This is a genomic window from Halopseudomonas maritima (assembly GCF_021545785.1).
In the GTDB taxonomy this organism is placed as follows: domain Bacteria; phylum Pseudomonadota; class Gammaproteobacteria; order Pseudomonadales; family Pseudomonadaceae; genus Halopseudomonas; species Halopseudomonas maritima.
The window spans coordinates 2703539-2724409 of sequence record NZ_CP079801.1; the positions used below are offsets into that span (position 1 = coordinate 2703539).

Consider the following 20871-nt stretch of genomic DNA (forward strand, 5'->3'; position numbering starts at 1 on the left):
CTCAAGGTTGTTGCATTAAGGGCGTCAGGTAGCAACGGCCGGTTTCGTATGGCCGTTGATCTAGTGTAGGGTCGTACGACAGGTGCGGCGCGGCGTCAACGGCGCGGCTGAGCGGTGGCTGATTCGGCAGGCAGGCGGAGTGTGAGTGGACAACATCATCGCGGTGGAAAACCTGACCAAAACCTACGCCAGCGGCTTTCAGGCACTGAAAGGCGTCAGCCTGCACATTCGGCGCGGCGAGATTTTTGCGCTGCTTGGGCCTAACGGTGCCGGCAAGACCACACTGATCAGTATCGTTTGCGGGCTGGTCAATCCCAGTAGTGGGCAGGTACTGGTCGATGGCTTTGATAATCGTCGGCAGTATCGACAGGCGCGCCAGCGGATCGGCCTGGTGCCGCAGGAGCTGACCAACAATATGTTCGACAGTGTCTGGTCAACGGTGCGTCTCAGCCGGGGGTTGTTCGGTAAGCCCAGTGATGACGCCCTGCTGGAGCAGATACTGCGCGAGCTGTCGCTCTGGGATAAGCGCGATGAGCGCATTATGGACCTGTCCGGCGGCATGAAACGTCGAGTGCTGATTGCCAAGGCGTTGGCCCACGAGCCTGAAGTACTGTTTCTGGATGAGCCCACTGCCGGCGTGGACGTGGCGTTGCGCAGGGACATGTGGAACATGGTGCGACGTCTGCAGCAACGCGGCGTGACCATCATTCTGACAACGCATTACATCGAAGAGGCCGAAGAAATGGCCGATCGCATCGGGGTGATTCGTCAGGGCGAGCTGATCCTTACCGAGGACAAGGATAGCCTGATGCGCCAGCTCGGCACCCGGCAGTTGACGCTCCAGCTGCAACAGCCGCTGCAAGCTGTGCCATCTGCGTTGAGCCATTACCCATTGAGCTTGGCAGAGCAGGGCTTTGCGCTGATCTATACTTTCGATGCGCAGGCAGAGCAAAGCGGTATTGCCGAGCTATTGCGCAGCCTGGACCAGCTGGGGCTCGAAGTGCGTGATCTGCACTCGAGTCAGAGCTCGCTGGAGGATATTTTTGTGGGGCTTGTGCACAATCGAGAAAAGGCCGAGCAGCCAGCGGCAGCGGGGCAGAGTGCATGAATCTGTATGGGGTTAAGGCTATCTATCTTGCCGAGATGGCGCGTATGCTGCGCACGCGGCTGCAGAGTATTGCCTCGCCGGTCATTTCCACGTCGCTGTATTTTATTGTTTTTGGGGCCGCCATTGGCACACGCATGACGGAAGTGGATGGGGTGAGCTACGGCGCCTTTATCATTCCCGGGCTTATCATGCTGATGCTCCTTAATGAGAGCATTTCCAACGCCTCGTTCGGTATTTACATGCCGCGTTTCACCGGCACCATCTACGAGGTGCTGTCGGCGCCGGTATCACCCTTTGAGATTGTGGTCGGGTACGTTGGAGCAGCTGCCACCAAGGCGGTATTGCTCGGGCTGCTGGTGCTGCTGACTGCGCGGATCTTTGTGGATTATGAGATTCAACATCCTGTCTGGATGCTGGGCTTTCTCTTGCTGACAGCCATCACCTTCAGTCTGTTCGGGTTCATCATCGGTATCTGGGCTGACGGCTTTGAGAAGCTGCAGATCATTCCCTTGATGATTGTCACGCCGCTGGCTTTTCTGGGTGGCAGCTTCTATTCCATCACCATGCTGCCGCCATTCTGGCAGACGGTGACCTTGTTCAACCCCGTGGTATACCTGATCAGCGGCTTTCGCTGGAGCTTCTACGGCGCTGCCGATGTGCATATTGGTGTAAGTGTGGTGATGACGCTGGTGTTTCTCGCGCTGTGTCTGCTCGTGATCTGGTGGATCTTTCGTACGGGCTTTCGTATTAAATCCTGATAAAAAGTAATGTCATTATATTGACTTTTTGAATAGTTATATTGAGAATGTGCCAGCGCTTTGGTATGGTGCCATTGTGATATCAGTCGATCGCTGTGTGCGGCCTAGACCGCTTCCGTTGTCTCGACCAGGCTGACTCCCGAACTAACACATCAACGTCAGGTTAGGAGACAATTTGGTGCTGCTGTTGTCGCGTTGTCTGGTTCGTGGCCTGGCGCTGCGTTGTTTGTTGGCGGTGTCTATGCTGACGCTATTTGCTGCGGGCGCTGCCGCTCAAGTCAAGCCCGAGTCGGTAGCGTTCTGGTACGCCGCTGAGCCTCCCCTGCCTGAATTAGCCCAGTACGACTGGGTGGTGCTGGAGCCCGGCCATACGACAGCCGAGCAGGTCGCTTTCCTGCGCGCCCAAGGTGCAGTGCCCTATGCCTACCTGTCGGTGGGTGAACTCTCCCCTGAAGATGAAGCCCTGCCAGACGCCGCGCAGCTATCGAGTGGCGAACGCAATCGCGAGTGGCAAAGCGATATTGCTGATCTGGCCAGCCCCCAGTGGCAGCAGCGGCTGCTCGATCGTGCGGCGGCGCTGCAGGGCGTCGGTTATCGCGGTCTCTTTCTGGATACCCTGGACAGCTTCATGCGCCTGCCCGAGAGCCGCCGTGCGGAGCAGCAACAGGGGCTGGTTGCGTTTCTGCAACGCTTGCACGCTGACTACCCGCAGCTGCAACTGTTTTTTAATCGTGGCTTTGAAGTGTTGCCGCAGCTGGATTTTGCTCCTGCCGCTGTAGCGGTGGAGTCATTGGAAGCCAGTTGGGATCAGGCGCAGGGGCGCTATCGCCGCGTGTCGGAAGATGATCGTGCTTGGCTCGATGACCAGCTTCAGCCTCTGTTGGCGGGCGGGATTCCGGTGGTAGCCATTGAGTATTTGCCGCCCGAGCAGCGCGAGCAGGCGCGCGACCTGAGTCGACGGCTGCAGCAAGAGGGTTTTGTACCGGTGGTAACCACACCGGACCTGGATTCACTCGGAGTGGGTACGCTGGAGATTGTTCCGCGCCGCATCGCCCTGCTGTTTGATCCACGTGAAGGCGAGTTGACGCGTACCCAGGGCCATGTGTTTTTGGGCGGCCTGCTGGAGTACCTGGGCTATCGCGTGGATTACTTCCCGGTCGATGGGCATTTACCCCAACACCGCTTCGACGAGCTGTACGCCGGCGTCGTGGTGTGGATGACCAGTGGTGCGCCTTCACGGGCCAGCGATTTCCGGCGTTTCCTGCAGGCGCGGCTGAACGAGGGCACGCGCATTGCCTTCTTTGGCGGCATGCCGCTGGATGACGCCCGTCTGCTGACGCGACTGGGGCTGCGTCGCCTGTCCTATGACCCGGACAACGTCAGCCTCAGCCGAGTGGATGGTGCGTTGCTCGGCAACTTTGAAGCCCCTCTGCGCCTGCGCTCACGTGATTTGCTGGCAATGACTGCCAATGAAGACATACTGCGCCCGGCGCTGCAGCTACTGGATCACCAGCAAAACCTGCTCACACCGGTGGCCGTTGGCGACTGGGGCGGCTATGCGCTGGCACCTTATCTGTTTCAGGAGTCGGCTGCCGGGCGGCGCTGGATACTTGATCCTTTCAGCTTTTTGCAGCAAAGCCTGCAGCTGCAGCCCTTGCCGGCCCTAGATACCACGACCGAAAACGGTCGTCGCATCGCCACGGTGCATATTGACGGCGACGGTTTTGCCTCCCGAGCAGAAATACCCGGCACGCCCTACTCCGGCGAGGTGGTGCTGCGCGACTTTATCCGGGCCAACAACTATCTGACCTCGGTGTCGGTGGTGGAAGGCGAGGTCGGGCCCAAGGGCATGTACCCCTACCTGAGTCAGCGCCTGGAGCCCATCGCCCGCCGCATTTTCGCCGAGCCCAAGGTGGAGCCAGCCACCCATACGTTCAGTCATCCCTTTTTCTGGGAGCCTGAGAAGGCCAGCCAGCGCGAGGGGTTCAACCCGGTGTACGGGCTGCACATGAACGTCCCCAATTACCCAAAGATGGACCTGCAGCGGGAAATTATTGGGTCACGGGACTATATTCAGCAGTCGCTATTGCCGGCGGGCAAGCAGGTTCGCCTGATTTTCTGGTCTGGAGAGGCGTTGCCCAGCCCAGAGGCGATCCAGATGGCCTATGACGCGGGCATGGCCAATGTTAATGGCGCTGAAACCTACATTACCCGCGCCAACCCATCGCTGACCGGGCTGCACCCGCTGTTGCGCCCGACCCGCGGTGGCCTGCAGATTTATGCGCCAATCATCAATGAAAACCTCTATACCAACCTGTGGACCGGGCCTTTCTACGGGTTTGAGCGTGTGCTTGATACCTTTGAGCTGACCGACTCCCCGCGCCGTCTGCGTGGCCTGCACCTGTACTACCATTTCTATTCCGGTACCAAGCAGGCATCGATCAAAGCCATGGCAGATGTCTACGCAGCCATGGACCGGCAAGAACCGATCTCGCTGTGGATGGGCGATTACCTGCGTCGCGTGCGCGGACTTTACGAGGGTAGTCTGGCGCGTCGCAGCGATGGCCGCTGGCAGTTGCGTGCATTGCAGGGGCTGCGCACGGTGCGACTTGATCCGCAGCTGGGCTGGCCCGACTTGCTGCACTCTGACGGGGTCGCTGGTGTGCGGGATTTGCCACAGGGGCGTTATGTCCACTTGAGCAGCGACCGCGCGGTGCTGGCGCTGCGGCCTGACCGTGATGGGGCGCCAGCTCTGGAGTACGCCAACGTGCCCGTCGAGCAATGGCAATACCAGCACGCGCGTGAGGTAACGGTGTCCATGGCCGGAGCCTTTGCGCTGCGCTTTGCTGTGCGGTATGCCGGTAGCTGCAGCCTGTCGGTCGACGGGCGTCGCTATCAGGGGCAGCGCCGCGCTGGTCTGCTGGAGTTTGCACTTGAGCAAAGGGAGGTGAGCGATGCAGTACTCACCTGCCGCTGAGTCCACTCCATTATTCCGGCCCTGGGCCCTTGGCCTGGCGGTTTTGCTGGTTGCCGTGGTGCTGGTGCTGACCTATCAAAACAAAAGCGCCTTTATGCCGCAGGGTGAGACCGACGCGGTGTCCGTCGGCTACGCCGAATTGCTGCTCACGGCTGAGCCCGAGAACATCGAGTTGCGTGCCGAGCTCCTGGAAATGCTCATTGAGCGCGGCGAGTTTTCCCGCGCACTCCGGCATCTGAGCGATTGGCAGGGCGGCGACGAGCAACTTCGTCGTTTTTACAACCTGGTGCTCGATGGCCGCATGGCAACAGTGCGCCGTGATGAACAGTCTATTGCAGACGCACGTCAGCGACTGACCGCGTTTGATCCGGCCGGGCTGACTTCGGCGCAACAGACCCAGTTGGCGGAGCTGGCGTTGGCGCTCGGCATGCCAGGCCGGGCTGCGGATTTGCATCTGGCACTGGCCCAGGAGGCCGAGGGGCCTGACCGGCAGACGCACCAGCTGGCAGCTGCGCGCTGGTACCTGGCGGCCGAGCGGCCGGCTGAGGCATCAGCGATCTACCAGCAGCTGGCGGAGTCGGCGCGCACAGTCGAGGGTCGCCGGCAGTTCGCCAAGCTGGCCTACGACGGCTTGTTGGCCGCAGACCAGGCCGAGTCAGCCAGCCTCTATGCGGTACAGCTGCTCGACAGCGGCAGTCTTAGCAGTCTGGGTGATGACTGGTGGCTGCCGAGCGTGCAGATCGCGCAGGGAGCCAGACGCTACGATCTGGCGATCCGTCTGGCTGAACACTGGTATGCACAGGAGCCCGATAGCATCGCGGCACTGCAGGCGCGCTTTGACTTGGCGTTGTCTGCCGGCGATACGGCAACGGCCTGGGAGGTAGGACAGACGTTGGTAAAACAGGCACCGCCCAATGCCGCGCTGTTGCGGCAAATGGCTCTGCTTGGCCAGTGGCGGGGCAAGCCTGAGGCGGCGCTGGATTACTGGATTGCCTATCTGGATCTGGCCGAGGACGCTGCGGCACGCAGTCAGGCCTGGCGCCTGGCGTTCCAGCTGTTCGACTACAACCGCGGCGTGCAGTTGCTGAGCAGCATGGCCGCTTCCCGACGCCTCACAGATGAAGAGTTGGACGCGCTGATCTACGCCCACGAGCAACGCGGCACGCCGGCCATGGCGGAGAACTGGCTACGCAGCTACCTGCAGCGTGCCGCAGGTCAGCGCCTGGCCTGGACGCGGCTCATGCAAAACTTGCAGAACCGTCAGTTGTTGCAGCGTGAGGCCGACACATGGCCGCAGTTCGCCGGCCGGCATCAGCTTACTATCAGTGAACGTATGAGCTGGGCTGAGGTGTTGTGGAATCTCTACCAACCCGAGCAAGCCTGGCAAGTACTGGATGTCGCGCCACTGGACCAGCTCAGCCCGGATTACTGGCGTTTGCGCGCAGCACTGGCCTGGGAGCTGGAGCAAGACGATGAGGTGCAGGCCAGCTACGAGGCTCTTCTGGCTCAGGGAGCGGTGCTCTTGCAGAGCGAACAGGCGCAGTTGATCGACATGTACCGCCTGCAGAATCCGGAGCTGGCGCTGCGCATGCTGACGGCCAACTGGCGGCGCACTGGCGATAGCCGCTATCTGGTCAATGCATTGCAACTGGCTGAGGAGCAGCAGGATTGGCCGCTGTTGGCTGCACTGGTGGCCGAGGCTGAGCAGACATCGAGCACGGCCGGTCTGCTGCCGGTACTGCTGGCGCGCGGTCTACTGGCAGAGCGCGCAGGGCGATTTGCAGAAGCTGAGCAACTTTATCTGCATGGGCTTTCCCGACAGCCGCGCAGCAGCCTGCTGCGCGCGCGATTGCTCTGGCTGCTTGTTGACAGGGTAGATCGCAGCAAGCTGGAGCGGGCTCTGCGGCAATGGGAAGGTGAGGCCCGGTCGGTGCCCGTCATGTGGCTGCCGATGGGGGCTGCCAACCAGATACTCTCGCGCAGCACCCAGGCGCTGCAGTGGTTCAACCGTCACCTGCGCGATAACCCACAGGACACCCTGGCCCTGGCGGCCTACGCCGATGCGCTGGAAGCCAGTGGCCGGGAGGCTACCGCATTGCAACTGCGTAGTCGCTTGCTGACCCGTCTGCGCTTTGCAGAAAGCGAGCGTGCTCCTTATACCGAGCGCCAGACCTGGGCGCGACTGATGACTGCCGGCGGTTCACCGCGCCAGGCGCTGGCCGGACTACAGCGCTGGCAGGACGGCTCGGTCGGCGCACTGCAGCTATGGTATGCCGCTCAGCTGGCTCGATTGGACAGCATCAATCAGGAAGCGCAGAAGGATGCCTGGTTGGCCTGGGGCCGCGCACGCGGCCTGCGGGAAGAGGGTTATCAGCGTATTCAGGAAGCGCTGCGTACCAATCGGCGTGAGGCTCTGGCGGCGTTGCTGGTCAATCCGCAGGTTGATGATGCCCATCGGGTTGCCGTGCTGGAGCGCCTTGGGGATGACAATCAGGCCATGGCCCAAGCGTTGTCCTCACTGGGAGAAGAACAGCCACTGGCGGTGCGTCGGCAGTTGTGGCGGCAATCTGTCGCCTTCCTCGAGCGCTACCCGCAAGGGGTTCGCGTTGGCTGGGGACAAGAGGATTTTGGCGGGCTGAAGACCCGGGGGCCGCAGCTCAGTATTGCCCGTTTTATTGGCGAGAACTGGTACCTGCGCGCCGATGGTGGCCGGGCCGAGTATGACTCTCAGCTGCTCGACAGCAGTGTGCTGGGCGCTGAGCGTAACCTGCTGCTGCGTGCTGAGCGCCAGTTGTCGAACGGCGATCTGTCACTAGAGCTGGATCACAGCGGCCGACAGGATGACAACCGTACCGGTGTCGGCATCGCGCGGCGCTGGAGCGAAGGGGGCAACGAAATCGAAGTGGGCGCGGACCTGCAGCGTGAAAGTCGTGAGACCGGTCTGATGCGTGCACTGGGCGAGGAAAGCGCGCTCTGGGTGCGCGCCAGCCACGCTTTTAGCGCGCGTGATCAACTGAGCTGGCAGGTGTCACAACGACAGTTTGAGAGTCGTTCGGGTATCGATATCGGCTCTGGCCAGCAGGTGAATCTGGAGTTTAGTCAGATTCAGTTTTTTGAGGGCCCCACCTGGATTCTTCGCACGGGTGTCGAGTGGCAGCGTAACAGCCTCAGTGGCGAGTCGCTGGACTCGCTGCTGGTGGCCAATGGTGGTGCCGTGCGGCAAAACGATGTGACCGTTGACCAACTGCTGCCCGAGCGTGTGGGCCGGGTCTACATTGGCAGTCAGTTGCGCCGGGGGATGCCAGGGCTGATCAACCGCAATCGCGGCCAATACACCTGGTTGCTGGATGCCTCTACCGGTTGGGACTGGGAAGAACAAAGCATGAATTTCGCCCTCAATGCCGGTATCGGCATTGAGGTGTTTGGCGACGATGAACTGTCGTTTACCGCCGGCTACCAATCAGAGCCGATCGGTGGTGATGGTGAAGCAGGCGGTACCGCAACGATTTCCTACAGCAGCCGCTTTGGCCGCTGAAGGCACAACAAAGGAGCACAACATGCGCATTCTCAAGGGTATGACACTGGCGGCGACCCTGCTGGCCGTCTCCGCCTGCAGCACCTTCTCGGGGAACGATGGCCCGAGTTTTCCGGCGTCAGCCAACTGGGGGTTGTTACCGATGGTCAACTATTCGCAGACCCCGCAGGCCGGCGAGCGCAGCGAGCAGATTCTGCTTAGCGTACTGTCGGAAGAGGGCATCCAGCCGCGCATCTATCCGCATGTCGAGGATCAGGACTTGCTGGTACTGGATGATCACAAGCGCTACGAGCAGGCGCTGCAGTGGGCTCAGGGGCAGGGCTTTGATTATCTGGTCAGCGGCAGTGTCGAAGAGTGGCAGTACAAGAATGGCCTGGACGGCGAGCCGGCCGTAGGCTTGAGCCTGCGGGTGCTGGATGCGCGCACCGGACAGGTGCTGTGGAGCAACAGTGGTGCCCGTGCCGGCTGGTCGCGCGAAAGCCTCGCCGGCTCGGCGCAGAAGGTGCTCAATACTCTGATCGGTGACCTGCGGATCGACTAATGTTCAAGAACTCGGTGCACAAGGATTATCGCCTGGCGCCCGGCAACAACCGTCGCTGGTCCTGGGTGGAAACGCCGCTGCTTACGGCTCTTGTGCTGGGCGTATGCTATTGGCTGCACCCGGCGGACCCGCTGTTTCTGCACGGTTTCCCGTGGCCGATTCTGGCGCCACTGCTGTTGGCGGTGCGTTACGGTTTTTTGCAGGGCGCGTGCAGTGCGGCGCTGCTGGTGCTGGTCGCCTATGTTTTGCACCGCCTCGGCTTGGCGGGTTATGTCGAACTGCCAGGCTCCTTTATCGTCGGCGTGCTGGTCTCCAGCATGGTGGTTGGCGAGTTTCGAGACCTCTGGGGCCGTCGCCTGGAGCGCCTGCAAACGGCCAACGAGTACCGCCAGTACCGGCTTGACGAGTTTACCCGCGCCTATCATGTGCTGCGCAGCTCCCATGAGCGGCTGGAGCAGCGTGTTGCTGGCAGCGATACCAGTCTGCGCAGCACCTTGTTGCTGCTTCGGCGTCAGCTGCAGGAGCAGCCGCAGGGTGACGCACTTGAGCAGATGGCACCCGCGTTGCTGGGGGTACTGGCGCAATATGGCTCTTTCAATGCCGCAGCCCTTTATGCCGTGCGCGAGGGTGAGTTGTTGTTGCAGCGGCCGCTGGCAGAGATTGGCGAAGCGGTCGAGCTGAGCGCGGATGATCTGCTGCTGACGCTGTGTCTGCAGCGTGGTGACGTCGTCAGCGTACGCGACAGCTTTCTGGAAACTGGCCGAGAGGAACAGGTATCAGCATTACAGGCTTGCATCCCCCTGCTGTCGGTTGAGGGCGAAGTGCTGGCCGTGGTCGCGGTGCATAGCATGCCCTTCTTCGCATTCAATGAACGCACCTTTACCTTGTTGGCGCTGTTGGGTGGGCACATGGCAGATCTGCTGGAAACGCCCCGCCAGCTGTTGCGTCCGGATGACGCGGAGGCGCGCCGCTTTTCTGTGCAACTGCGCCGCGCGTTGCGCGATGCAAACGAGCACGATCTGCCTAGCAGTCTGATGTTTCTGAAGTTGCCGGATGATAGCGTCGCCTTGCAAAAGCTGTTGATTGAAAGCCAGCGAGGTCTCGACCTGCAGTTGGTCTTGTCGAGCGCCAATGGGGGAGAGGGCGTGCTGGTGCTGATGCCTTTGACTGATCAGGACGGCAGCCTCGGATATAGCCAGCGCTTGAATCTTATGGTGCAAGAGCGCTTTGATAACGCATCCAGCCTCCAGGCGCTGGGGGTTGGCATTCACTATTACGAGATCCGCCAGAACCAACCGGACAGCGCCTTGGCCGAGTTTTTATATCAGGAGTGTGGGCTGAATGACCAGCAAGTGGCTATTTAGCGGCGCCCTGGCCTTTGAGCTGGGTAGCTGGGGTGGGCTGCTGAGCAACCCCTCAATTATCGAGGGGGTGTATCTGTATGTGGTTCCCCATGCCGTCGCCTCTGTGATGTTGACCGCGGCACTTTGGCTGGTGCTGCCCAAGCGCTATCGGTTTCCCTTGCCCTGGTCACCATTGCTGCTGTTCAGTCTGATTTTCTTTATCCCGGTGGCTGGTGCCGTTGGTGTCATGCTGGGGGTGTTCCCCGGGCTTTATCTGCCGCGACGCGAGGTTGAGCAGGGGTGGCAACTGACGCGCATGCCGAGCTTGCCCTATCGGGCCGTACACGAGTGGCACTCGCCGCTGTTTAACGATGGTGGCCTGCAGGACGTGCTGCAACTGGCTGGCGACTCTGAACGCCGGCTGTCTGCCTTGCTGGCGACCCGAGCGATGCCTGGCAACGACGCGGTTCCAGTACTCAAACTGGCGCTGCGTGATCCGGAAGACGATGTGCGCTTGCTTGCTTACTCGATGCTCGATCAGCGCGAAAACCACATTAATCAGCATATCGAACGCCTGCTTGAGCGGCAGGCTAACACCCCGTCAGCGGCTACGCGCGCGGCTCTGGCTGGTTGGTACTGGGAGCTGGCCTACCTTGGTCTGGCGCAGGGTGGCGTGCTGCAGCACGTGCTGCAGCAGGCGCTGGAACACGCGGATGCTGCGCTGCGCTCTGAGCCTTCCGGTGATCTGGCGGTGCTGGCAGGGCGTATTCAGATCGCACGTGGCCAGGCTGTCGAGGCCAGGCGCTTTCTGGAGCAGGCGGCCGATCTTGGGGTGGGCGCGAGCCGCCTGGCGCCCCTGCAGGCCGAGGTTGCATTTCTTGAGCATCGCTACAGTGAGGTCGTCAACCAGTTGCGACGTATCAGCCCGGCCAGGCGCGCCAAGCCACCGCTGGCAGCGACCGTAGGATATTGGCTATGAGTGCTCCACAGGCGGATATCTGTCTGCTGCTTGAAGGTACCTGGCCCTATGTACGGGGGGGCGTATCCAGCTGGGTGCACCAGATGTTGCTGGGGCTGCCGGATGTGCGCTTTAGCGTGGTGTTTATCGGTGGCGAACGCGATGGCTACCCACAGCGTCACTACCTGATACCTCCCAACGTGGTGCATCTGGAGGAGATTTTTGTGTCGGATGCCTGGCGCTATCCTGCTCGCCCAGACGACACGCCACCGACTGGAGATCGGGATGCTCTGGAAAGCCTGTATCGCTACTTCCAGCATCCGGACATGCCAACTCCGGAGCACGGCCAGGAGCTATTGCGGCAGTTGGTTGCCGGTCGTATCACCAGCGCCCAGTTGCTGCGCAGCGAGGCCAGTTGGCAAGTATTGAGTCAGGGCTATCTGGAGCATTGCAGCGATCCGTCGTTTATCGACTATTTCTGGACCCTGCGTACCATGCAGACGCCGCTGGTCATGCTGACCGAGTTGCTGGGCAGGCTGCCGCGCGCGCGCGCGGTGCACGCGGTGTCAACCGGGTACGCCGGTTTGCTCGGGGCGTTGTTGAAGGGCTACTGGCAATGTCCATTCATCCTTACCGAGCATGGCATCTATACCAAGGAGCGCAGGATCGATCTGGCTCAGGCTGCTTGGGTGTCGGGTAAAAGCGAGAATTCAGAGGTGAGTGGTCTGGCCGCTACCAGTGGTTATATCCGTACCTTGTGGATTCGCTACTTCGAGCGTGCGGGACTGTTGGCTTATCAGAATGCTGACCCGATCATTTCTTTGTACGAAGGCAATCGCGCGCGGCAGATTCGTGATGGTGCCCCCCCGGCGTTAACGCAGGTCATTCCCAACGGTATTGCCTTGAGTGAGTGGCAGCAGGTCCGCGCCCATCGACCGGAGGGCATCGCGCCGGTTGCTGGCTTGATCGGCCGTGTCGTGCCGATCAAGGATGTGAAAACCTTCCTGCGTGCAGTGCGCTCAGTGGTCAACGAGATACCTGACTTTGAGGCCTGGATTGTCGGCCCCGAAGATGAGGATCCCGCCTACGCGCACGAATGTCATAGCCTGGTCAGTAGCCTGGGCTTGTCTGCCCAGGTGCGCTTTTTGGGGTTCTGCAACATTCGCGAGATCATGCCGCAATTGGGTGTAGCGGTGTTGACCTCCATCAGTGAGGCTCAGCCGTTGGTCATCCTCGAGGCCTGGTGTGCCGGTACACCGGTAGTGAGCACCGATGTTGGCTCCTGTCGCGAATTGATCGAAGGGGTTGGTGACGAAGACCGGGCGTTGGGCGTAGCCGGTGAAGTCGTGCCGATTGCCGACCCGTTGGCCACGGCCAGAGCAATCCAGCGACTGCTGCAGAACCCCGACCGCTGGCATGCTGCGCAGCAGGCTGGCGAGCAACGGGTGCAGCGGCGCTACAGTGATGATTTGATGTTTGCGCGTTATTGGCGGCTGTACCGTGCCGCGATGGGAGAGGGTTAGAGCAGATGGCCGGTATCGGATTTGAACTGCGGCGCATTCTCGCCAAGGATAGCTACAGTGCCACGCTGCGAGCCTATCTGTATGCCGGGTTGATCAGCTCGGGCCCTTGGGTGTTGTCGATTATCAGCGTGATGCTGATCGGCGTCATGAGTATCGGGTTTGTGGTGCCAGATGTTCTGGTACGCCAGTTTCTGGTCAGTGTTACCTACCTGATGGCGACCTCGCTGATTGTGACCGGCGGTTTGCAACTGTTCTTTACGCGCTTTGTTTCCGACCGATTGTTCGAGCAGCGCATGGACGCCATTACGCCTAATCTGCTCGGTATCTTGCTGATGGTCACGCTGTTTTCCGGCTTGCTGGGGACCTTGGTGCTGGTTGTCCTGTTTGATCAACCCTTTGTCTACCGGGTGCTGATGCTGGCCAACTTTGTGACCTTGTGCAATCTCTGGCTGGTGATCGTGTTTCTGTCCGGCATGAAAGCCTACAACCGTATTCTGGTAGTGATGTTGCTGGGGTACGCCGGGATGATTTTGACTGCGTTCTTTCTGCGCAACGCGGGCATGGAGGGACTGCTGCTGGCGCTGTTGATCGGGCATGCACTGCTGTTGTTCATCTTCCTGTTTGATGTGTTGCGCCAGTATCCGTCTGAGCGTCTGGTCGCGTTTGAGTTCTTGCAGCGGCGCAAGGTGTTCATCAGCCTGTTGGTGACCGGCTTTTGCTACAACCTAGGCATCTGGATCGACAAATTCCTGTTCTGGAGCAACGAGGCGACGTCCGAGCAGGTGATTGGTCCGCTGCGTGCGTCGTTAATCTACGATTTGCCTATCTTCCTCGCCTATTTGTCGATCATTCCCGGTATGGCGGTGTTCCTGGTGCGTATCGAGACCGATTTTGCCGAATGGTATGAGCGCCTGTTCCGCGCAGTGCGCGAGGGTGAGACGCTGCAGCATATCCGTCAGCTGAAGAATGAAATGACGCTGTCGATTCGCCAGGGGCTGCAGGAAATCTGCAAGGTGCAGGGGCTGACCGTGCTATTGCTGTTTCTCGGCGCGCCCATGCTGCTGGAGCAGTTGGGGATATCACAGCACTACCTGCCGCTGTTCTATGTGGATCTGGTGGGGGTCAGCGTGCAGGTGGTGTTTATGGCGCTGCTCAACGTGTTCTTCTATCTCGACAAGCGCCGAGTAGCACTGGAGTTGTGTGTACTGTTTGTATTGCTCAATGCGCTGCTTACCTTGGCCACTCTGTACCTGGGCCCAACCTTCTTTGGCTACGGCTTCACCGTTTCGCTGATTATGTGTGTGCTGATGGGAGTGTTTCGCCTCAATCAGACATTGCAGAAGCTGGAGTACAGCACCTTTATGCTGGAGCACTGAGGCACTGCCTCAGTGCCGCTCTCAGCGCCGCTTGTTACGCAGCTGCTGTACCAGCCCCTTGGGCGGGTGGCGAATAACCAGCGCGTCTTCAGTCTCGTCGTATTCCACCCGCTCGCCAAGCAGGTGTGACTCAAAGCTGATGGACAGTCCGTCAGCCTTGCCGTAGTAGCGCATAAAATTGCTGATCGCGCGCTTGTCCGCCGGCATTTCCGGGTTAAGACCGTAATCCTTGTTGCGGATGTAGTCGTAGAAGGCGCGCGGATGCTCCTCGTCGATCACGCCAGACAGCTCCTCCAATGCAACCTGCTCGCCAGCCTTGCTCTGGCTGTTGACGTAGCTGCTCATGGCCTTGGCTTTGTCTTTCACCAGCTCTGGCTCAAGTGAGGCTTCACCGACATAGTCGCTGAAGGCCTGCAGCAGGGTGTTGGTTTCTTCCTCTGGATTGGCACCTTCCACACAGCCGATAAAGTCGCGGAAGTAGTCTGATACCCGCTTGCCGCTGCGCCCGCGGATAAAGGAGATGTAGTTCTTGGCGCTGGCGTTCTGTTTCCACTCAGTCAGATTGATGCGTGCGGCCATGTTCAGGCTGGACAGATCCAGATGACGAGCGGCCGCCACATCCAGTTCATCGGTCACGGTCACGCCTTCGGTGTGGTGCAGCAGCGCGATGACCAGAAACGCGGTCATGCCCTGGCGATAGCGGATGAACAGCACATGCCCGCCGAGTGCCAGGTTGGAGCCTTCCATCAGCGTTTTCAGGTGTTCAGTGGCCTGACTGGAGAAGTGGACGAAGTCCAGCTCCTGGTCTATCAGTTGTTGCAGCCAGCCGCTGAACGGATAGGCGCCGCTTTCGTTGTGGAAGTAGCCCCAGGCTTTGTTCGGCTTGCTGTTGTAGGCCTCAATCAGACCGGCCAGCAGTTGCTCCAGCGCGGCCGAGCTGGCCAGCTCGGCATCGCGCAGGGTCAGGCTGGCCGGCTGGCCATCGGGCTTCTTGTGAATCTGATGAACAATGCTGTTGTCGATGGGCATGACGGGCTCTCGGCAGACAGCGCCGCCGCAGGGCGGCGCTGACAGGGTTTAGAGACTGGCGATGTGGCTGCGTTGCTCGCTCAGCTGGGCCAGGGCTTTCTCGGCCTCGGCCAGTTTGGCGCGCTCCTTGTCGATGACGGCGGCGGGCGCCTTGTCGACAAAGCCCGGGTTGGACAGCTTGCCACCTACGCGTTTGACCTCGCCTTCCAGGCGGCCGATTTCCTTGTCCAGACGCGCCAGCTCGGCGGTCTTGTCGATCAGGCCGGCCATGGGTACCAGCACTTCCAGCTCACCGACCAGCGCGGTAGCAGCCAGGGGCGCTTCTTCGTCGTCGCCGAGGACGCGGATCGACTCCAGCTTGGCCAGTTTCTTCAGGAAGGTTTCGTTGTCGCCCAGACGACGCAGGTCTTCGGCGGTGGTCTTGCGCAGCAGTACGTCGAGTGCCTTGCCCGGTGCTACGTTCATTTCGCCGCGGATGTTACGCACGCCGAGAATCAGCGCCTTGAGCCACTCGATGTCGCCTTCGGCGGCGCTATCGATGCGGTCTTCGGCGGCCACGGGCCAGGGTTGCAGCATGATGGTGTCACCCTGCTTGCCGGCCATGGGCGCGATACGCTGCCAGATTTCTTCGGTGATGAAGGGCATGAACGGGTGTGCCAGACGCAGCGCGGTTTCCAGTACCCGCACCAGGGTGCGACGGGTGCCGCGCTGGCGCTCGGCCGGCGCGCTTTCGTCCCATAGCACCGGCTTGGATAGCTCCAGATACCAGTCGCAGTACTGGTTCCAGATGAACTCGTAGAGCGCGTTGGACGCCAGGTCGAAGCGGAACTGGTCGAGCTGACGGGTCACTTCGGCTTCGGTACGCTGCAGCTGGGAGATGATCCAGCGGTCAGCCAACGTCAGCTCTACGGCCTCACCGTTAACGCCGGTGTCCTTGTCTTCGCACTGCATCATCACGTAACGCGCGGCGTTCCAGATCTTGTTGCAGAAGTTGCGATAGCCTTCGACGCGGCCCATGTCGAACTTGATGTCGCGGCCGGTGGAGGCCAGCGAGCAGTTGGTGAAGCGCAGCGCGTCGGTACCGTAGGCGGCGATGCCATCGGGGAATTCGGCGCGGGTCTGCTTCTCGATCTTGGCGGCCAGCTTGGGCTGCATCATGCCGCTGGTGCGTTTGCTGACCAGCGATTCGAGGTCGATGCCGTCGATGATGTCCAGCGGGTCGAGCACGTTGCCCTTGGACTTGGACATCTTCTGACCCTGGCCATCGCGCACCAGACCGTGCACGTAGACGGTTTTGAACGGGATCTGCGCGCTGCCGTCGTCATGCTTCATCAGGTGCATGGTCAGCATGATCATGCGGGCCACCCAGAAGAAGATGATGTCGAAGCCGGTCACCAGTACGTCGGTCGGGTGGAAGGTCTTCAGCGCTTCGGTCTGTTCCGGCCAGCCGAGGGTGGAGAAGGTCCACAGGCCCGAGCTGAACCAGGTATCCAGTACGTCTTCATCTTGGCGCAGCACGCCCAGACCGCAGGCGATGGCAGCATTTTTGAGTTCGTCCAGGGTCGGCAGCTCTGCTTCCGCTTCACGGTCGTTGGCTTCCAGCGCCTTGCGATAGGCTTCCTCTTCATCGCGGCCAACGTAGACGTTGCCGGCTTCGTCGTACCAGGCCGGAATGCGGTGACCCCACCACAGCTGACGGGAAATACACCAATCCTGAATGTCGCGCATCCAGCTGAAGTACATATTCTCGTACTGCTTGGGTACGAACTGGATGCGACCGTCTTCGACCGCAGCAATGGCGGGCTCGGCCAGCGGCTTGGTGGAGACATACCACTGGTCGGTCAGCCAGGGCTCGATGACCACGCCGGAGCGGTCGCCCTTGGGCACCTTGAGGGCGTGCGGCTCAATCTTCTCAAGCAGGCCAAGGGCGTCGAAGTCTTCGACGATCTGCTTGCGCGCGTCGAAGCGGTCCATGCCGGCGTAGGCGCCCGGCAGAGCGGCGTCGATCTCGTTGTTGACGCTACCGTCGATATTGAACACCTGAGCGCGCGCCAGTACGGCGGCGTCCTTGTCCAGCACGTTGATCAGCGGCAGGCTGTGGCGCTTGCCGACTTCATAGTCGTTGAAGTCGTGGGCCGGGGTCATTTTCACGCAACCGGTACCGAACTCTGGATCGCAGTAGTCGTCAGCGATGATCGGGATGCGGCGGCCAACCAGCGGCAGCTCGACGAACTTGCCGATCAGCGCCTGATAACGCTCATCTTCCGGGTTCACGGCCACCGCGCTGTCGCCCAGCATGGTTTCCGGACGGGTGGTGGCAACGATCAGGTAGGTCTTGCCGTCGGCGGTGGTAGCACCGTCGGCCAGCGGGTAGCGCAGGTTCCACAGCGAGCCCTGCTCGTCGTGGTTTTCTACTTCCAGATCGGAGATGGCGGTGTGCAGCTTCGGATCCCAGTTGACCAGGCGCTTGCCGCGGTAGATCAGACCGTCTTCGTGCAGGCGCACGAAGGCCTCTTTTACCGCCTCGGACAGGCCGTCATCCATGGTGAAGCGCTCGCGGCTCCAGTCAACGGAGCTGCCCAGACGGCGAATCTGGCGGGTAATGTTGCCGCCGGACTCTTCCTTCCATTCCCAGACCTTCTCCAGAAACGCGTCGCGGCCCAGGTCGTGGCGGTTGATGCCCTGAGCAGCCAGCTGGCGCTCGACCACCATCTGCGTGGCGATACCGGCGTGGTCGGTACCCGGTTGCCACAGGGTGTTACGGCCCTGCATGCGGCGGAAGCGAATCAGCGCGTCCATGATGGCGTTGTTGAAGCCGTGGCCCATGTGCAGGCTGCCGGTGACGTTCGGCGGCGGCAGGGCAATGGTATAGGACTCGCCCGAGCCCTGGGGGGCAAAGTAGTTGTTCTGCTCCCAGGTTTGGTACCAGGAAGTTTCGATGGCGTGGGGCTGGTAGGTCTTGTCCATGGGTGTCTTGGCTATCCGGCTATTCAGGAATGGCAAGCGCTGGGGACGCGGCAGGCGTCGGGCGCGCAGGAAAAGCCGCCATTATAGCGGGGTCGGGCAAACAAGGCCCAGCCCGTCGGGCGTGCGAGGCGAGGAATAATTGCCGACGGCCGGCTGATCAGTGCCTCCTGCAGGCTATTTCAGCTGTTCGCGCACCAGTTGCTGCAACTTGCCCTGCATGCGCTTGCGCAGCTCGTCTTCGATGGTCGGCATCAGGTCGTCGATCACCTCTTGCAGCAGCAGCTGTGCTTCGGCCTGCAGGCGGGCTTCCAGGCGCGCTTCACGCGGCGAGCTGGGCACTGCGGTCAGCGGGCTCTGCTGCGCCATGATCTGGTCCAGCTGCATGCGCTCTTCGGCCAGCTTGGCCAGCGAGGCGTAGGGCAGAAAGGGGTTGGGTGACTTGCTCGCCATGCCACTGGTAAGCGGGGGGGCAGGGCGGTCGATAGCGCTCAGGGGCGGCTCGTCAGGGTTAAGAATGACGTCCTGCAGCAGGGGAATGTCGAGCTGGCCGTCGTCGCCAACCTCCGGCTCGGGGTGCTCATCAAGCAGGGTGCGGATGGACTCCAGGTCTTCCAGCAGTCGTGAGGGCTCCGAGGGGTCGCGCTGCTTCATGGGTCATCCCGCTGTCCGTATTTGATGGGAGTGTAGAGGATAGCCGCGCTCGCGGTAAAAACGGAAGCGCTCACGCGCCGGCAGACGCACGGTATCGTGCTCGACAACAATTTCGGCTAGCCGCTGAAAGCGGCTGAAGAAGCCTGGGGTCTGTTCAGACAGGTTGATCAGCAGGTCATCGTGACTGCCCGGCTGGTCTCCATTACCGCAACTCACCGCTTCCTCCGGCCCTTCGCCCAGAATGACGTGGGGCACAAAGGCGTCGCGGCGGAACGACCACAGGAGTGCGTCCAGCTCCTGGCACATTTGCTCGGAGGCACAATGCAGGTATACGCGGTGGCCCTTCTGCCAGGCCTTGTGCGCCAGCCGGCAGGCATACGCCAGCCGCGTCTGCGGTTGGTCGCTGGAGAGCAGGTAGAAATCGATGCGGGTCATAGGCGCTCGCTGTGCTCGCTGGGCTGAAAGCTTGAGGCTGGAAGCTGGAAGATTTCGACCTGTGCAGGTTGTTTAGAGCGACGCATTCCTGCGACTTCCAGCCTTCAGCTTCTAGCTTTAAGCCGCTTTCTCAGGCGCTAGCCTGAGAAAGCAGATATTGCATCAACAGCGGAACCGGGCGGCCGGTGGCGCCTTTGTCCTTGCCGCCGCTGACCCAGGCGGTGCCGGCGATGTCCAGGTGCGCCCAGGGGTAGGCCTTGGCGTAGCGCGACAGGAAGCAGCCAGCGGTGATGGTACCGGCCTTGGGGCCGCCGATGTTGGCCATGTCAGCGAAGGGGCTGTCGAGCTGCTCCTGATACTCCTCGAACAGCGGCAGTTGCCAGGCGCGATCGCCCGCCTGGGTGCTGGCGTCGAGCAGTTGGCCAATCAGCTCCTCGTTGTTGCCCATCAGGCCGGAGGCATTGCTGCCCAGGGCGACGATGCAGGCGCCGGTGAGGGTGGCGATGTCGACCACGCTGGCCGGTTTGAAGCGTTCGGCGTAGGTCAGCGCGTCGCACAATACCAGTCGGCCTTCGGCGTCGGTGTTGAGAATTTCGATGGTCTGTCCGGACATGCTGGTAACAATGTCGCCAGGGCGGGTCGCGGTGCCGCTGGGCATGTTCTCGGCCGAAGCAATCAGGCCCACCAGGTTGATCGGCAGCTGCAGGCTGACCGCCGCCTTGAGAACACCGAATACGGTGGCCGCGCCACACATGTCGTACTTCATTTCGTCCATGGTGGCCGCCGGCTTGATGCTGATGCCGCCGGTGTCAAAGGTGATGCCCTTGCCGACCAGGACGTGCGGCTTGTCTTTTGCCTTGCCGCCGTTGTAGCTGATGCGGATCAGCTTGGCCGGTTCGACACTGCCGGCGCTGACGGCCAGCAGGGCGCCCATGCCGAGTGCCTTCATGGCCTTTTCGTCGAGCACCTCGACGTCCAGCTCCTTGTGGGTCTTGGCCAGCGCCTTGGCCTGGTTGGCCAGGTAGGTGGGGGTGCAGACATTGCCCGGCAGGTTGCCCAGATCGCGGGTCAGGGCCATACCGTCGCTAATGGCATTGCCCTCGCTGATGGCGCGCTTGAGTGCAGCGGCATCGGCTTTGTCGGCGCTCCACAGGGCGATTTTTTTCAGTTTGGGCTTATCGGCCTTTTTGCTCTTGAACTGATCAAAGGTATAGAGCAGGTCACGGCAGGCCTCGACCAGCAAGCGTGTCTGGCTGGCAATATCTCGGTTCTTTACCGAGCCCGTCAGCGCAAATACGGCGTCGCCAGCCGGGCCGGCCTTGATCGCGCTCAGCGCCTGTTGCGCCAGTTTGCGCCAGGCGCGGTCGCTCAGGGGCTCGTCCTTGCCGCTGCCAAGCAGCAGAACACGCTGCGCGGCGATGCCGGGCAGGGCAAACAGAGTCAGGCTGCTACCGCTCTTGCCGCTGAGGTCGCCGTTCTTCAGTGCAGTGCTCAATTGGCCGCCGCAGGCCTTGTCCAGCTCGGCGGCCGGACCGTTCAGGGTCTTGCCTTCGCTGACGGTGACGACCAGCCAGCCGCATTTGATGGTTTCCAGTGCGCCGTGCTTAACGTTGAACTCCATGGTGCTCCCCAAGACAAATCGAGATGATTGACTGATAATACGGGCAAAT

14 protein-coding genes are annotated in these 20871 nt (G+C 61.1%); 9 read left to right on the forward strand and 5 right to left on the reverse strand.

The genetic code is table 11. From position 1 onward, the window contains the following. The first annotated feature begins 145 nt into the window (after positions 1-145). The 9 genes from HV822_RS12480 (at position 146) to pelG (ending at position 14119) form a co-directional block, all read left to right on the forward strand. Positions 146-1108 (forward strand): ABC transporter ATP-binding protein, encoded by a 963-nt coding sequence (locus HV822_RS12480; protein WP_238870451.1) that lies wholly within the window; start codon positions 146-148, stop codon positions 1106-1108. Continuing rightward, the gene (locus HV822_RS12485; protein WP_238870453.1) at positions 1105-1866 is read left to right on the forward strand and encodes an ABC transporter permease; all 762 of its coding nucleotides are present in this window, start codon (positions 1105-1107) and stop codon (positions 1864-1866) included. The genes HV822_RS12480 and HV822_RS12485 overlap by 4 nt, the downstream gene beginning before the upstream one ends. 241 nt (positions 1867-2107) lie before the next feature. After that, complete coding sequence (locus tag HV822_RS12490) at positions 2108-4843, forward strand: bifunctional glycoside hydrolase 114/ polysaccharide deacetylase family protein (RefSeq protein ID WP_238873601.1); 2736 nt, start codon at positions 2108-2110, stop codon at positions 4841-4843. Then, positions 4821-8378, forward strand: a complete 3558-nt coding sequence (locus HV822_RS12495; protein WP_238870455.1) for a tetratricopeptide repeat protein — start codon at positions 4821-4823, stop codon at positions 8376-8378. The genes HV822_RS12490 and HV822_RS12495 overlap by 23 nt, the downstream gene beginning before the upstream one ends. 22 nt (positions 8379-8400) lie before the next feature. Next, a complete protein-coding gene (locus tag HV822_RS12500; protein ID WP_238870456.1) occupies positions 8401-8919 on the forward strand; it encodes a penicillin-binding protein activator LpoB in 519 nt (172 codons plus the stop codon). Beyond that, positions 8919-10283, forward strand: a complete 1365-nt coding sequence (locus tag HV822_RS12505; protein WP_238870458.1) for a PelD GGDEF domain-containing protein — start codon at positions 8919-8921, stop codon at positions 10281-10283. Before HV822_RS12500 ends, HV822_RS12505 begins: the two co-directional genes overlap by 1 nt. Further along, a complete protein-coding gene (locus HV822_RS12510; protein ID WP_238870460.1) occupies positions 10261-11241 on the forward strand; it encodes a tetratricopeptide repeat protein in 981 nt (326 codons plus the stop codon). The genes HV822_RS12505 and HV822_RS12510 overlap by 23 nt, the downstream gene beginning before the upstream one ends. Beyond that, entirely contained in the window at positions 11238-12743 is a 1506-nt protein-coding gene (gene pelF, locus HV822_RS12515; RefSeq protein ID WP_238870462.1) for a GT4 family glycosyltransferase PelF, read from the forward strand. Before HV822_RS12510 ends, pelF begins: the two co-directional genes overlap by 4 nt. 5 nt (positions 12744-12748) lie before the next feature. Then, positions 12749-14119: an exopolysaccharide Pel transporter PelG gene (gene pelG / locus HV822_RS12520; RefSeq protein ID WP_238870464.1), complete on the forward strand. Its 1371-nt coding sequence runs from the start codon at positions 12749-12751 to the stop codon at positions 14117-14119. A gap of 21 nt (positions 14120-14140) precedes the next feature. Here pelG and yejK read toward each other — a convergent pair whose 3' ends face one another. The 5 genes from yejK to HV822_RS12545 form a co-directional block, all read right to left on the reverse strand. Then, on the reverse strand, positions 14141-15148 hold the full coding sequence (yejK, locus tag HV822_RS12525) for a nucleoid-associated protein YejK (protein ID WP_238870466.1): 1008 nt from the start codon (positions 15146-15148) through the stop codon (positions 14141-14143). Positions 15149-15196: 48 nt separating this feature from the next. Beyond that, positions 15197-18115: a valine--tRNA ligase gene (locus HV822_RS12530; RefSeq protein WP_238870467.1), complete on the reverse strand. Its 2919-nt coding sequence runs from the start codon at positions 18113-18115 to the stop codon at positions 15197-15199. Positions 18116-18289: 174 nt separating this feature from the next. Further along, complete coding sequence (locus HV822_RS12535; protein WP_238870469.1) at positions 18290-18766, reverse strand: hypothetical protein; 477 nt, start codon at positions 18764-18766, stop codon at positions 18290-18292. A 3-nt stretch (positions 18767-18769) separates the two neighbouring features. Then, positions 18770-19201 (reverse strand): DNA polymerase III subunit chi, encoded by a 432-nt coding sequence (locus tag HV822_RS12540; protein ID WP_238870471.1) that lies wholly within the window; start codon positions 19199-19201, stop codon positions 18770-18772. A gap of 130 nt (positions 19202-19331) precedes the next feature. Then, the gene (locus HV822_RS12545) at positions 19332-20822 is read right to left on the reverse strand and encodes a leucyl aminopeptidase (protein WP_238870472.1); all 1491 of its coding nucleotides are present in this window, start codon (positions 20820-20822) and stop codon (positions 19332-19334) included. Positions 20823-20871: the final 49 nt, after the last annotated feature.

Coding starts and splice junctions, on each gene's coding strand:
- HV822_RS12485 (WP_238870453.1), top strand. CDS start 1,105: ATGAATCTGTATGGGGTTAAGGCTATCTATCTTGCCGAGATGGCGCGT.
- HV822_RS12490 (WP_238873601.1), top strand. CDS start 2,108: ATGCTGACGCTATTTGCTGCGGGCGCTGCCGCTCAAGTCAAGCCCGAG.
- HV822_RS12495 (WP_238870455.1), top strand. CDS start 4,821: ATGCAGTACTCACCTGCCGCTGAGTCCACTCCATTATTCCGGCCCTGG.
- HV822_RS12500 (WP_238870456.1), top strand. CDS start 8,401: ATGCGCATTCTCAAGGGTATGACACTGGCGGCGACCCTGCTGGCCGTC.
- HV822_RS12505 (WP_238870458.1), top strand. CDS start 8,919: ATGTTCAAGAACTCGGTGCACAAGGATTATCGCCTGGCGCCCGGCAAC.
- HV822_RS12510 (WP_238870460.1), top strand. CDS start 10,261: ATGACCAGCAAGTGGCTATTTAGCGGCGCCCTGGCCTTTGAGCTGGGT.
- pelF (WP_238870462.1), top strand. CDS start 11,238: ATGAGTGCTCCACAGGCGGATATCTGTCTGCTGCTTGAAGGTACCTGG.
- pelG (WP_238870464.1), top strand. CDS start 12,749: ATGGCCGGTATCGGATTTGAACTGCGGCGCATTCTCGCCAAGGATAGC.
- yejK (WP_238870466.1), bottom strand. CDS start 15,148: ATGCCCATCGACAACAGCATTGTTCATCAGATTCACAAGAAGCCCGAT.
- HV822_RS12530 (WP_238870467.1), bottom strand. CDS start 18,115: ATGGACAAGACCTACCAGCCCCACGCCATCGAAACTTCCTGGTACCAA.
- HV822_RS12535 (WP_238870469.1), bottom strand. CDS start 18,766: ATGAAGCAGCGCGACCCCTCGGAGCCCTCACGACTGCTGGAAGACCTG.
- HV822_RS12540 (WP_238870471.1), bottom strand. CDS start 19,201: ATGACCCGCATCGATTTCTACCTGCTCTCCAGCGACCAACCGCAGACG.
- HV822_RS12545 (WP_238870472.1), bottom strand. CDS start 20,822: ATGGAGTTCAACGTTAAGCACGGCGCACTGGAAACCATCAAATGCGGC.